The sequence below is a fragment of the Actinosynnema sp. NPDC091369 genome (assembly GCF_044757065.1).
Lineage (GTDB): Bacteria > Actinomycetota > Actinomycetes > Mycobacteriales > Pseudonocardiaceae > Actinosynnema.
Genome location: NZ_JBIVUG010000005.1, coordinates 529247 through 542855, shown reverse-complemented (window position 1 = coordinate 542855; position 13609 = coordinate 529247). Strand labels below are relative to the sequence as shown.

General features: G+C 72.4%; 9 protein-coding genes and 1 pseudogene. 4 read left to right on the top strand and 6 right to left on the bottom strand.

Annotated features, from left to right (window positions below; genetic code table 11):
• Positions 1-26: 26 nt before the first annotated feature.
• Positions 27-950, bottom strand: coding sequence for a polysaccharide deacetylase family protein (locus tag ACIQMJ_RS22300; protein WP_499763073.1), 924 nt, complete (start codon positions 948-950; stop codon positions 27-29).
• Between the two features lie 66 nt (positions 951-1016).
• Positions 1017-2066: pseudogene (locus ACIQMJ_RS22295) on the bottom strand (glycoside hydrolase family 10 protein); the annotation flags it as partial.
• Positions 2067-2475: 409 nt separating this feature from the next.
• Here ACIQMJ_RS22295 and ACIQMJ_RS22290 point away from each other — a divergent pair.
• Positions 2476-3678 carry an extracellular catalytic domain type 1 short-chain-length polyhydroxyalkanoate depolymerase gene (locus ACIQMJ_RS22290; protein WP_499762916.1) on the top strand — a complete coding sequence of 401 codons (1203 nt, stop codon included), beginning with the start codon at positions 2476-2478 and terminating at the stop codon, positions 3676-3678.
• A gap of 85 nt (positions 3679-3763) precedes the next feature.
• Positions 3764-7219 carry a S8 family serine peptidase gene (locus tag ACIQMJ_RS22285; protein ID WP_499762915.1) on the top strand — a complete coding sequence of 1152 codons (3456 nt, stop codon included), beginning with the start codon at positions 3764-3766 and terminating at the stop codon, positions 7217-7219.
• Positions 7220-7271: 52 nt separating this feature from the next.
• On the opposite strand, the gene ACIQMJ_RS22280 is transcribed toward ACIQMJ_RS22285, so the two are convergent.
• Positions 7272-7424: a hypothetical protein gene (locus ACIQMJ_RS22280; RefSeq protein ID WP_499762914.1), complete on the bottom strand. Its 153-nt coding sequence runs from the start codon at positions 7422-7424 to the stop codon at positions 7272-7274.
• 115 nt (positions 7425-7539) lie between these two features.
• Here ACIQMJ_RS22280 and ACIQMJ_RS22275 point away from each other — a divergent pair, with 115 nt between their 5' ends.
• Positions 7540-7797 carry a hypothetical protein gene (locus tag ACIQMJ_RS22275; protein WP_499762913.1) on the top strand — a complete coding sequence of 86 codons (258 nt, stop codon included), beginning with the start codon at positions 7540-7542 and terminating at the stop codon, positions 7795-7797.
• Between the two features lie 18 nt (positions 7798-7815).
• On the opposite strand, the gene ACIQMJ_RS22270 is transcribed toward ACIQMJ_RS22275, so the two are convergent.
• Complete coding sequence (locus tag ACIQMJ_RS22270; RefSeq protein WP_499762912.1) at positions 7816-8595, bottom strand: hypothetical protein; 780 nt, start codon at positions 8593-8595, stop codon at positions 7816-7818.
• Positions 8592-9089, bottom strand: a complete 498-nt coding sequence (locus ACIQMJ_RS22265; RefSeq protein WP_499762911.1) for a SigE family RNA polymerase sigma factor — start codon at positions 9087-9089, stop codon at positions 8592-8594. Before ACIQMJ_RS22265 ends, ACIQMJ_RS22270 begins: the two co-directional genes overlap by 4 nt.
• Before the next feature lie 178 nt (positions 9090-9267).
• Between ACIQMJ_RS22265 and ACIQMJ_RS22260 the strand changes: the two genes are divergently transcribed.
• The gene (locus tag ACIQMJ_RS22260) at positions 9268-10698 is read left to right on the top strand and encodes a M1 family metallopeptidase (protein WP_499762910.1); all 1431 of its coding nucleotides are present in this window, start codon (positions 9268-9270) and stop codon (positions 10696-10698) included.
• 50 nt (positions 10699-10748) lie between these two features.
• Here ACIQMJ_RS22260 and ACIQMJ_RS22255 read toward each other — a convergent pair whose 3' ends face one another.
• Positions 10749-13544, bottom strand: coding sequence for a beta-L-arabinofuranosidase domain-containing protein (locus tag ACIQMJ_RS22255; protein ID WP_499762909.1), 2796 nt, complete (start codon positions 13542-13544; stop codon positions 10749-10751).
• Positions 13545-13609: the final 65 nt, after the last annotated feature.

Here is a 13609-nt window from a genome sequence, read left to right as displayed (position 1 = left end):
CGCTGTGAGGGGCACACCGGCACGCGTCACGGGGTCCGGCAGCTCACGGTCGGCGCGGCCCACTGGCCGTTCGCCATCACGGTGAAGCCGAACGTCGTGCTGGCGCCCGCGGCGAGGTTGCCGTTGCCGTTGGGCTTCATCGTCATCACGTTGCCGCTGGAGTCCCAGCTCGGCGTGCCGTTCCACGTCGACGAGATCTTCTGCGGCGACGTGACGGTGACGGTGGCGGTCCAGCTGGTGATCGCCGAGGAACCGGCGCGGATCGTCACCTCGCCGTTGAACCGGTCACCCCACTGCTGGCTCGTGCGGTAGGTCGCGGTGCAGGAGCCGGTGCCCGGCTGGGGCGTCGTGGTGGTGGTCGTCGGACCGGTGGTCGGCGGGGTGTCCGTCGGCGCGACGGCCCGGCCGGTCGACGGCGAGATCATGCCCGCGCACAGGCCGCGGCTCGCCAGGTTCGCGGCGATCTGCGGCACGGCGTTGATCGTGGTCTGGTAGCCGTCGTGCATGAGGATGACGCCGCCGTTCTGCAACGTCGACGCGGCCTGCACGATCTGGGCGGTGCTCGCGCCGTTCCAGTCCTGGGAGTCGACGTTCCACAGCACCTCGGTCAGGCCGAACTGCGCCTCGACCGACTTCAGCGTGGCGTTGGTCTCGCCGTACGGCGGGCGGAACAGCTTCGGCGCGACGCCCGTCGCGGACTGGATGACCTGCTGGGTCTGGGAGATCTCCGACTGCATCTGGGACTGGCTCAGCTGCGTCATGTGCGGGTGCGACCAGCTGTGGTTCTCCACCCACATCCCGGCGTCGCGCTGGCTGCGCGCGAGGGCCTGGTTGTTCGTCACCTTGTTGCCCTGGTTGAAGAACGTGGCCCGCAGTCCGGCCGAGCGCAGCGCGTTGAGCAGCGTGGTGGTGGTGCCGGCGATCGGGCCGTCGTCGTAGGTGAGGGCCACGTAACCGTTGGCGCAGTCGGCGTTGTTCGGCGGCGGCGTGGTCGTCGTGGTGGTCGGCACCGGCGTGCCGGCGGCGTTGAGGGCGTTGAGCACCGACGTGTAGGCGGCCTTCTTGTTGCCGGAGCTGTCGAACAGCAGCGGGGTGCCCGACGCGCGCCAGGAGTCGCTGTCGCGGATGCCCCAGACGGTGATGCCGGTGCAGCGGGTCACGGCCAGGCAAGCCTGCGTGACGCCTTGGTACTGCTGGGCCTGCGAGGAACCCGAGCCTTCGATGTCGAGCTCGGTGATCTGCACGTCCACGCCGAGGTCGGCGAAGTTCTGGAGCGTGGTGTGGTAGTTGCTGGGCACCGGGTTGCCGCTGTTGAAGTGCGCCTGGAAGCCGACGCAGTCGATCGGCACGCCCCGGGACTTGAAGTCCTGCACCATCCGGTACACGGCCTGCGTCTTGGCGTGCGACCAGTTGTCGGTGTTGTAGTCGTTGTAGCAGAGCTTGGCGCCGGGGTCGGCGGCTCGTGCGGCGCGGAACGCGGCCTCGATCCAGTCGTTGCCGGTGCGCTGGAGGTTGGAGTCACGGCGTGCGCCGGAACTGCCGTCCTGGAACGCCTCGTTCACCACGTCCCAGGCGTAGATCTTGCCCCGGTAGTAGGTGGCGACCTGGGTGACGTGGTTGAGCATCGCGTTGCGCAGCGCGGTACCGGACATGTTCTGCATCCAGCCGGGCTGCTGCGAGTGCCACGCCAACGTGTGCCCGCGGACCCGCTTGCCCTGGTTGCGGGCGTGGTTCACGATCCGGTCGGCGTTGCCGTAGCTGAACTGGTTCTGGTTCGGCTCGGTCGCGTCGATCTTCATCTCGTTCTCGGCCGTGACCATGTCGAACTCGCGGTTGAGGATGCCCACGTACGTGGAGTCGCTCAGCTTGTTCGCCGCGACCGCGGTGCCGAAGTACCGCCCGCTCTCGGCGGCGGACGCGGCCAACGTGGTGCCGGCGCTCGCCACGCTCGGCAGCACGACGGCCAGCGCGCCGAGCAACCCGACCGCGCCGGCCAGCGCCGCGACGCGACGCGGCCCTCCTCGTGCCACCGGCCTGCCGGCAGCGGTGACAGCAGTTCTGGACATCACTTCCTCCAAGGGGTCGAACCGGACCGGCACTGCTTCCGGTGCCGGTCGAGCGCCGATGTCGGACCGAAAGTTGCGATACGACCGGCTGACGCTTTCGAAAACTAAAGCGGATGATCGTCGGAGTCAAGGATTGAGATTCACCTATAGAGACGCAAGAACGCAGGTAGAGCCGTAGGCGCGGCCAATCGCACTACCTTCTGCGGCTTACGAAAGTATCGGAAGCGACGTCCGGTGCGCACCGACCAGATGATGACGCCGTGCGTGCGCCCACCCACGCGGTGTGGCGGCGTCACACACCGGTGCGCCGCGAAGAGTGGCGTGGTCCACCAGCGACGAACAGCGGCGACGGCTCCTAGCGTCGCGGTATCGAACGTGACCGCCATCACTCAACGTGGAGGATGCGCCCATGTCGGATCGTCACCCCGCCCCGGCCGTTCGCGGTCCCGTCGCGACGCTGGTCGCCGTGCTGGCCGTGCTGTCGGCCGCGGCGGTCTTCGTGGTCTCGTCGCCGCGGCCGGCCGCCGCGGCGACCTTGCAGGAGGTCACGGGTTTCGGCTCGAACCCCGGCAACCTGCAGATGTTCCGCTACGTGCCCGCCGGCCTGCCCGCGGGCCGCCCGGTCGTCGTCGCGCTGCACGGCTGCACGCAGAACGCCACCGGCTACGGCACGGCCACCGGCTGGTTGCAGCTCGCCGACCGCTGGAAGTTCACCGTCGTCGCGCCGCAGCAGCGGTCGCAGAACAACGCCAACTCATGCTTCAACTGGTTCGAGCCGGGCGACACCCGCCGCGGCTCCGGCGAAGCGTTGTCGATCAAGCAGATGGTGGACCGGGTCAAGCAGGACAACGGGGCCACGTCGGCGTACGTCAGCGGCCTGTCCGCGGGCGGCGCGATGACCGCCGTCCTGCTCGCCACCTACCCGGACGTGTTCTCCGGCGGCGGCATCGTGGCCGGGCTGCCGTACCAGTGCGCCACCTCGGTGGGCGCGGCGTTCGGCTGCATGAACCCCGGCACGGACCTCACGCCCGCGCAATGGGGTGACAAGGTCCGCGCCGCGTTCGGCTACTCCGGCCCGCGGCCGAAGGTGTCCATCTGGCACGGCACCGCCGACACCACCGTGCGGCCGCTCAACGGCACCGAGCTGGTCGAGCAGTGGACCAACGTCAACGGCACGGACCAGACGCCGGACGTCAGCGACACGGTGGCGGGCTACCCGCACCGCGTCTACGGCGGCACGGTCGAGCACTACTCGATCACGGGCATGAACCACGGCCAGCCCGTCGACCCCGGGACCGGGACCACCCAGTGCGGCGGCACGGCCGCGTACATGCTCGACGTCAACGTCTGCGCCGCCTACCACCTGGCCCGTTCCTGGGGGCTCGACGGCGGCACCACCCCGACCACCACCAGCGGCACGCCCACCACGACGACCGCGCGCCCGCCCTACTCCGAGACGGTCACCGCCACCGCCACCGACCACTACGTGGCCCAGCGGATCGACGTCGGCGAGTACAACACCCTGGGCGCGCGCTACGGCTACACCACGCCCTTCCCGCTGTACCGGTGCGGCACGGACTGGACCGACAAGGCCGACTGCTCCGCGATCTGACCAGCCGTTCCACCCGGCGGAGCAACCTCGGAGCACTCCCACGAGTCTCCTTCGCCGAAAGCGCTTTCACCACCGGGGAGGACACGTGCGTCGAGCACGATGGTTGGCGGTGGCCGTGCTGGCCGCCGGGCTGGTGAGCCCGGTGGCCGCACAGGCCGCGCCGGTGGCCGGGGGAGACGCCCGGACCATCACGTTGATCACCGGTGACAAGGTGGTCGTGGACGGCCAGGGTGCGGTCGTCCGCGTCGAAGGGCGGCCGGGGGCGCGGTTCGTCCGGTACGTGGAGCAGGACCACCAGTTCGTGGTGCCGGAGGACGCGCTCGACGAGCTGGCGCAAGACCGGGTCGACAAGCGGTTCTTCGACGTCACGGCCCTGCTGGACTTCGGCTACGACGACGCCGCGACCGACCGGATCCCGCTGCTGGGCCAGGGGCTCCGGGCGTCGGCCGCGATCGTGAAGGCCGAGGCGGCACGGCGGTGGGCGGAGCGCCAGGTCGGCGTGCAGGCCGCCGGGAAGGTCTGGCTCGACGGCAAGGCCAGGGTCACGCTCGACCAGAGCGTGCCGATGGTCGGCGCGCCGGACGCCTGGCAGGCCGGGTTCGACGGCAGCGGGGTCACCGTGGCCGTCCTGGACACCGGCTACGACCAGGCCCACCCGGAGCTGGAGGACGTCGTCGTGGCGGCCCGGGACTTCACCGGCGAGGGCATCCAGGACAACGTCGGCCACGGCACGCACGTCGCGGCCACCGTCGCCGGGCGGGGCGGCCGGTACGCGGGGGTCGCCAAGGGCGCGAAGCTCGCCATCGGCCGGGTGTGCGGCACCTACGGCTGCCCGGAGAGCGCGATCATCGCGGGCATGGAGTGGGCTGCGCGCGACGTCAAGGCGAAGGTCGTCAACCTCAGCCTCGGCGGAGACCAGAGCGACGGCACCGACCCGCTGTCGCTGACCGTGGACCGGCTCACGGCGGAGACCGGCGCGCTGTTCGTGGTGGCGGCGGGCAACGACTACACCTACCGCAAGGTCTCGACACCCGCCGCCGCGAACGAGGCGCTGGCCGTCGCGAACCTCACCAAGCAGGGGCAGCTACACGAGTCGTCCTCGCGCGGACCCCGGTTCGGCGACTACGCGGTCAAGCCCGACCTCGCCGCACCCGGCACGGACATCGTGGCGGCACGGGCGAGCGGCACGTTGCCGGACGAGGCCGTCGGCGACCTGCACGCGCGGCTGACCGGCACGTCGATGGCCGCGCCGCACGTGGCGGGCGCTGCCGCGATCCTGGCGCAGCGCCACCCCGCCTGGACCGCGCCGCAGCTCAAGGCGCAGCTGATGACGTCGGCCAAGCCGGTCGCCGACACCCCCGACCACGTCGGCACGGGGTTGCTGGACGTGCGGCGCGCGGTCGGGCAGCAGGTGCGCGCGGACGTCGGCAGCCTCTCGTTCGGGCTGGTGGCGTGGCCGCACACGGAGGTGCACGAGAAGACGATCACGTACCACAACGACGGCGACCAGGCCGTGACGCTGGACCTGCGGCACGACCTCGGCGCGGACTTCACGGTGCCCGCGAGCGTCACGGTGCCCGCGCACGGCAGCGCGCCTGTGGCCGTGCGGCTCGACCCGCGCAAGGGGCTCGGCACGTTCTTCGGCCACGTCACGGCCGGCGCGGACGGCGTCCTCCTGACCACGTCGGTCGGCGCGTACGTGCAGGAAGAGCGCCACGCGCTCACGGTCGAGGTCACCGGCCGGGACGGCAAGGCGCCGTTCAGCGAGGTCCTGCTCCTGGTGGACCTGAAGACCGGGCAGTCCGGCACGCTCCTGCTCGACGCCGAGGGCCGCGGCACGGTCAAGCTGCCGGTCTCCGACTACGCCGTGCTGGGCCGGATCGAGCAGCACTCCGCGCTCGCGAGCTGGTTCACGCCGGTCTCGGTCACCGAGATCGCGGGCAGGGTGTCGATGACCGCCCCGGTGGACGTCGAGCTGAACGCCGCGGACGGCAAGCCGATCACGATCGACCTGAACGACGACCGCGTGCGACCGCTGGAGCGCGAGGTCGACCTGAGCGTGCCGATGGCGCCCGGCAAGACCTCGGGTGTCACCGGGCCCGTCGAGGGCGCCACCCCGGTGTACGGCCTGTCCTTCGGCGACCCGCTGCCGCAGCTGTCGTACGCGACGACGCTCAAGGCGGCGCAACCGCGCGTGGCGCTGGGCGGGTTCGACCTGCCGGTGCGCTACGCCGACGGGAGCCCGTACTTCACGCCGGGCGCGCACCGGTTCCGCACCGCCCGGCCCGACGGTGACGTCAAGGACGCGCTCGTGGTGCTGGAAGGCACGGACGAGGACCTGTACGCGGTGGCGCAGCGGCTGAAGGACGCGGGCGCGGCGGCCGTGCTGCTGCTCGGGCCGCAGCCGTTGCCGTGGACCGAGCAGACCGCGCTGCCGGTGCTGTCGGCGTCCGACCACGGCGCCGAGGAGCTGGTGGCCCGGCCCGGCCGCGAGGTCGAGGTCCGCGCCGTCGACTCCTCGCCGGTCAGCTACAACCTGCACTTCCCGGAGCAGGGCGCGCTGCCGTCGGGCAAGACCTACGAGGTCCGACGCGGCGAGCTGGCCGAGGTCAAGGCACGCTACCGGTCCTCCGGCCACGACGGGCTGGTCCGCCAGCGCCTGTACGCGGTGGTCCGGGGCACGGCGAACCTCGGCATCGTGGTGGACGAGGGCCTGGTCGCGCCGGTCGCCCGCACCGAGTACTACAGCGCGGGCAACGGCATCGGCTGGTACCAGGAGGGCTTCATCGGCCGCATGTTCGGCGTGGACGCGCGTGACCCGATGGTCGGCGTCTGGTCGGACCTCGAACCGGTGGCGTTCGAGCCGGGCCGGGAGTACCGGCGCGACTGGAACGCGGCGGTCGCCGCGCCGAGGCTCGGCGGCACCTCGGTGGTGCAGTGGGCGGCCGGCGGCGGCGTGACCCGGACCGGCAACGGCATCGAGGCGAGGGTGTCGCCGTTCGCGACCGCCACCGCCGTCGAGTCCTGGCTGTCCACCGGCTACGGCAGCATGGAGCTCAAGCGGGACGGAGTCTCGCTCGGCTTCACCGGTGACCCGCGCCTCGGCCGGTGGGAGGTGCCGGCCGAGTCCGGCCGCTACGAGCTCTCGCTCGACGCGGCACGCGGCGCGCCGCAGGTGGAGCTGTCCACGAACGTGCACACCACGTGGGGGTTCACCAGCGCGGGCACGGCGGAAGGCAGGCTGCCGCTGTTGCAGGTGGGCTACGACATCCCGCTCGACCTGCGCAACAGCGCGCGGGCCGGGGTGCCGCTGCCGGTGCGGTTCACCGCGGCGCGGCAGGCGGGCGCGGGCAAGGCGACCGTGCGGGAGGTCAAGGCGTTCGCGTCGTTCGACGACGGCGCGACCTGGACCCCGGTGACCCGGATCGTCCCGGCCGGCGGCGAGCCGGGCGGGTACGTCTCGCTGCGGGTCGTCGCCTCCGACACCGACGGCAACACGGTCGACCAGACCGTCCTGCGGGCCTACCGGCTCCGGGGCTGACCGCGGCGGTGGGGATCGCGGCCCCGCGTCGGGTCGCGATCCCCACCGGCGCTCACCGCCGTCGCGCCCGGCGGTTGACCAGGGCGGCGACGCCCACGACGACGGCGCACCCGGACAGCAGGAGCTTGCGCTTCGCGGTCATGGGCGTGATGTCCGCCTTGAGCCCGTGCCGCCCGGTCCAGCTCAGCAGGTGCCTGCCCAGCACCTACTCCCGCACCAACCACCACGCCGTCAACGGCCCGGTGAGCGTCTCGCGAACCAGCTGGGCAGGCACTCCCCACCCACGTGAGGCTCCACCAGCGCCACAGGGCCGTGACGCCGTGACGGGTGATGAACGGCACGAACGAGAAGGTGGCCAGCCCGCCGACCACCCCGTCGACCACCTGGGTCGCCACGACCACGAACGACGACGCGTCGCCGGGAACGCCCGGTTCGACCAGGCGGTGTTCGCCGACGCCGTGGCGTGGACCGAGGCGGGCCCGGCCCGCCGCGCGAACCCCGACTGCACCGACGCCGCGTTCGCCGAGGCGCCCGACGACCTGGCCGCGTTCCTGCCGCCCGCGGACCGGCCGTCGTGACGCCCCGGCGACGCGCCGTCACCAGCGGTCGGAGGTGGCGATCGAGACCAGCTGCTCGACCGTCAGCGGGGGGTGGGCGCCGAGGAGGGGTCCGAGGCCCTTCGGCGACTGGCGGTTGCTGACGTGCATGATGAACACCAGCCCGTCCGGGCGGACGAGCTTGACCTCGTTGGTCACGCCGGAGCCCTCCAACGCCACCTCGCCGGTGCGCAGCTTCGAGCCGTCGGGCAGGTCGCGCACGGTGCAGCCCGGCTCGTCCGACGCGCACCAGGCTTGGTCGCCCGCCGTGCCGGGGTACAGGAGCAGGTCGAAGCCACCGGTGACACCGGCCGAGGTCAGCGTGCCGCCGATCGACGCGCCCACGTTCGTCCCCTGCCGGGGGGCGGCGTTCGCCGACGGGCTGTTCGGGGAATCGGGCAGCGTCATCCTCGTCGCGCCGGGGCCGCGTTCGGTCACGACGAACGTCGCCAGGTCGCCGAGCACGGCCTGGAACCGCTCGGCCAGCGCCTCGGGGCTGTCGTGCGCGGCCGGTGGCGCGGTCGTGACGACGGGCTCCGGCGCGGAGGTCGACGCGCCGGGCTGGGTGGTGGGCGGGCCGGGGTCGGCGTTCGGCGTCAGCAGGACCGCGCCGGTCGCCACCCCGGCGACCACGGCGGCGGCGAGGGCGATCGGCACCAGCCTGCCGGCCGGCCGCGACGCCGGGGCGCGGGGCAGGTCGAACGGCCGGGCCGCGGTCACCGCGTCGGCCCGCCGCTCCAGCTCCGCGAAGGCGTCGTCGAGCGCGCGCAAGTCGGTCATCTCGTCTCCTGGTAGGTGTGGGGGTTGGCGGCCAGGTCGAGGCGGAGGGTGGCGAGCGCCCGCGAGATCTGGCTGCGCACCGTCGGCACCCGGCAGCCGAGCTCCGCCGCGATCTCGGCGTCGGTCAGCCCGGCGTAGTAGCGCAGCACGACCGCCGCCCGCTGCCGCCGCGGCAGCCGCGCCAGGCGGCTGATCAAGGCGTCCCGCCGGGCCCGCTCGTCGGCGCCGTCGCCGATCCGCGCCGACTCCGGGTCGACCTCCGCCCTGGGCGTCGTGCGGGCCAGCCGCCTGCGCCAGGACAGGTACTCGTTGACGACCATGCGCCGCACGTAGGCGTGCGGCTCGGCCATCGCCGAGATCCGGTCCCACCGCTCGAAGGCGCGGCCGAGCACGTCGCTGACGATGTCCTCGGCCAGCCACGGCCGGCACGTCAGCACCGTGGCGAACCGCATCAGCGCCGGGCGCCGCCCGACCACGTACTCACCGAACTCCATCGACTCTCTCCCGATCGGCCAACCGGCTTGTGATCACGCCCCTCAACGGGGGAGCGGGCCGATCCGTTGCACGCAGTGAAGAAGAACTCGTCCCGCGCACCGGAGCAACAAGATCACCTCCCGTGGCGTCTCCAGGTCGAGGGGGCGCACCCGCCCCTTCGACGGAGGAGGGTGTCACGTGAGAGCAACGCTGTCCGGGCTGGTCGTCGCCGCACTGGTGTTATCGGCCACGCCCGCGCACGCGTCCGACCCGCTGCCCGGGTTGGGCGACCCGTACTTCCCCCGGGCCGGCAACGACGGCTACGACGTCCGGCACTACGACCTGGACCTGTCGTACGAGCCGACCACGGACGTGCTGACCGGCACCGCGACCATCCGGCTGACCACCACGCGGGAGCTGTCGGGGTTCTACTTCGACTTCTGGCTGCCGGGCCGCTGGGCCAGGGTGGACGGCCGGGACGTCGGCGCGGCGCAGCACAACGGCCAGCTGCTGGTGGGCGCGGGCCGCGACGTGCCGGCGGGCGCGTCGGTGACGGTGGAGGTGGGGTACTCGGCGTCGCCGTCGTGGACGCACGCGGAGTCGCCGACGACGAAGTGGCGGCAGACCGCGGACGGGGCGCTGGCGATCGCCGCGCCGACCATGTCGCCGTGGTGGTACCCGGTCAACGACCACCCGAGCGACAAGGCCACCTACGACGTGTCGATCTCCGTGCCGACCGGCGTGGAGGCGGTGTCCAACGGCGCGCTGGTGGGCACCGAGCCGCAGGCGGGCGGCCGGACCAGGTGGAACTGGTCGAGCGACCGGCCGCAGGCGCCGCACGTGACGTTCCTGGCGATGGGCCAGTTCGACATCGTGAGGTCGACGACGGCCGACGGCAAGCCGGTGGTCAACGCCTACTCGACCGCGTCGGCCGGCACCGCGGCCCGGGCGAGCGTGGAGCGCACGCCCGAGGTGGTGCGGTTCCTGGAAGACCGGTTCGGCCCGTACCCGATGGGCGAGCTGGGCGGCCTGGTCACGCCGTACCGGTCGCTGCCGCTGGAGACGCAGACCAGGCCCGCCTACCCGGCGGGCGCGTTCCGCGACGGACCGAACACCTACGTCGTCGCGCACGAGATGGCGCACCAGTGGTTCGGCAACTCGGTGTCGATCAGCCGGTGGAGCGACATCTGGCTGAGCGAGGGGTTCGCCACCTACGCGGAGTGGCTGTGGTCGGAGGCCAACGGCGAGGGCACGGCCGACGAGATCGCGGACTGGACCTACCGCCACTACCCGGCCGACCACGAGATCTGGACCGTGCCGGTGGCCGACCCGACGACCCGGTACCTGTACGGGGCGGCGGTGCACGAGCGCGGCGCGCTGGCGCTGCACGCCGTGCGGACCGAGGTCGGTGACGAGGTGTTCTTCCGGACGTTGCGGACGTGGGCCGAGCGCAAGGCGCACGGCAACGCCACGTCGGCCGAGTTCGCCGCGCACGCCGAGCAGGTCGCGGGCCGCGACCTGGACGACGTGTTCCGCACCTGGGTGTTCACCGCGGGCAGGCCCGCCGTCGCGGCGAAGGCGACGGCGGCCCGCGAACCGGCGTCGTTCGACCGGATCAACCGCCGGTGAGACCGGCCCGGTGCGGCGCTCCGTCGACCGGAACGCCGCACCGGGCTCGCTCACGGCGCGTAGGTGGCGTCCTGCGCCGTGGCCACCACCTTCTGCGCGTCGGCTTCGGTGAGCAGGCCCGCGGACACCCACGTGGCCGCGGTCGCCCTGACGTGCCGGATCAGGTGGCCCTTGGCCCGGAACGGCGCGGCGGCCCACACCTCGTCCAGGAACGTGGTCCCGTCCGCCCGGCTCGGGTTGGCCACCCCGGCGTCCCGCCCGCCGAACGCGATGACCGGCTCACGGCGGTGGAAGTACACGTGCGTCGGGTCCTCGGTGCCTTCGAGGAACGGCGCGAACTCGACCCCGTCCAGGGTGAGGTGCAGCGGCCTGCCGGGCACGGGCGCGAGGCTGGGCCGCAGGTCGCCGGACAGGCCCGCGTTGCGGTAGAGCCCGAACTCGGGGAACGTGCGGCGGGCGTCGCGCGCGACCAGGTTGACCGGCCCGTGGAACAGCGTCTGCGTCGCCGGGGCGTCCAGCGCACGCTCGACCCGCAGGCGGAACGGGATCGACACGCGCACGGTGTCGCCGCTGCGCCACGCCCGCGACACCGCGAAGTACGAGCCGGGCACGGCCTCACGCGGCACCCGCTCGCCGTTGACCTCGACCCGGAACCCGGTCGCCCACCCCGGCACGCGCAGGAGCAGGTCGAACCGGCCGCTGCCGTGCACGCTGATCGTGGTGCCCTGCTCGACCGGGTAGTTCGTGCTCTGCGTGACCGTGACGCCCTTGTCCTCCCACTTCAGGGTGGACGCGGTGTACAGGTTGACGTACAGCGCGCTCCCGTCGGCCTTCGCGAAGTACACCGAGTCCTGGTACTTCGTCGCGCTCTCCATGCCGGTGCCCTCGCAGCACGTGGTGCCCTGCTTGGGCGTGTAGTCGCGCACGTGGCCCGGCGTCAGGCCGATGAAGTAGGTGACCAGCGGCTTCTCCGCGTCCGCCCGGTCCTGTTTGGACCCCAGCACCTGGTTGTAGAGCGCGCGCTCGTAGTAGTCCATGTACTTCGGGTCCTGCTCGTGGAAGAACAGCACCCGGCTCAGCTTGAGCATGTTGTAGGCGCAGCACGTCTCGGCGTTCGTCTCGCTCAACGTCCCGACGATGCTCCCGCGCGCCCGCCAGAACTCGCCCGTGCTGGTGCCGCCGATGCTGTACATCCGGGTGGGCACGACCATGTCCCAGAAGTTGCGGGCCGCGGTCAAATAGCGCTGCTCGCCGGTCTCGTCGTGCAGCCGCACCATGCCGGTGAGGATCGGGATGTGCTGGTTGGCGTGCAGGCCGTCGAGGATGTCGGCGCCCGCCGCGCACGAGTCGATGAGCCGGTCCAGGTCGAAGAGCCTGGCCAGCGCCAAGTGCTCGGCCTTGCCGGTGAGGGTGTGCAGGTCGCAGATCGCCTCGACGATGCCGCCGAACTCGCCGCTGGAGAAGATGCCCCACATCCGCTGGAGCGTGGTCTTCGGCAGCTTCGACAACCGCGAGTGCATCCAGTCGCACATGCCGCTCGCCAGGTCGAGCGCGCGCTCGTCACCGGTGTTGAGGTAGGCGTCGAGCAGACCGCGCAGGATCTTGTGCGCGGTGTAGTACGGCGCCCAGACCACGGTGTAGTTGCCGCTGGTCATGGACTCCAGCGTGATGAACTGCGTCTCCGGGTAGGCGGCGAGGAAGCCGGGGTGGCTGGGGCCGCCCCAGGTGCGCCGCAGGGTGGCGTGCTGCCCGCGCCCGGACGCGTCGGCGATCGTCGCGCCGCCGGTCTCGTCGAACGAGTAGGACGCCAGGTCGCCCCGGCCGGGGGTGTGCTGGAGCGCGGCGACCTCCTCGGCGCTCAGCGCCCGCGACCACAGGTCGACCTGGTCGAACGCGCCCGCGAACGTCGGGTCGGCGGCGAACTGCGAGTTGCCCAACCAGTAGTTGCGCAGCCTGCCCAGCGTGGCCGGGTTGTGCGTCATGTCCGGGTTCACGCCGACGCGCTCGCCGTTGACGTAGAGCGAGCCGGTGGTGCCCTCGATGGTGACCGCGACGTGGCTCCAGCGGCCCACCGGCAGCGGCGCCGTGCCGTCGATGACCTGCTCCGCGCCGGGTCCGTTCGGGGTGATCGCGAAACGGGGCCGGTTGAGGTGGCTGCGCGGCGTGAGGAACATGTAGCGCGAGACGTCGTTGCCGAAGTCGAACACCCGCGCCCACGTGGTGTCGTGCTCCGGCTTCACCCACGCCGAGATCGTGATGGCCGGCGATTCGGCGAGCACGGTGGGCGGCAGGTCGACCACCCGGTACGAGCCGCGCGGGTTCTCCACGGCCGTGCCGAACCGGCCCGGCGCGGACAGCACGACCGGGTCGCGCCGCAGCGCGTCGCGCACCTCGACCAGCGCGCCGATCATGTACCGGATCCTGTCCGCGTAGACCGGGTCACCGGTGCCCGCGTACGCCTGGGACAGCATGGTGAGGAAGTGGCCGGTGTAGTGGCCGCGCAGGTTGCCGTTCGCCTCGCCGTCCAGGCCCTCCCAGCCGCCGGGCGCCACCGCGCCGCGCGTCGACAACCCCGCGTTGGCGCGGAAGACCTGCAACAACCGGTCCACGTCGTACCCGCGGCCGTAGGCCAGCACCAGGTCCCGCTTCGCGGTGAAAACGCTCTCGCCGAGCGAGACGTCGTCCAGCGCGAACGGCCGGACGCGCCACGCGGACGGCGCCGGCAGGGCGGAGGCCGCGGGCTCGGCCGCCGCTGCCCGTCCCGCGAGGGTGGACGCGACGACGGGCGCCGTCGCCACCAGCGCCGTGGCGCGCAGGAACGCTCGTCGGTCTACGGGTTGTGCCATGAGGTACCTCTTCGGGACGGGGGAGTGGGGGAGCGGGCTGTCGGCGGCACGCCGGGGCGCGCCGC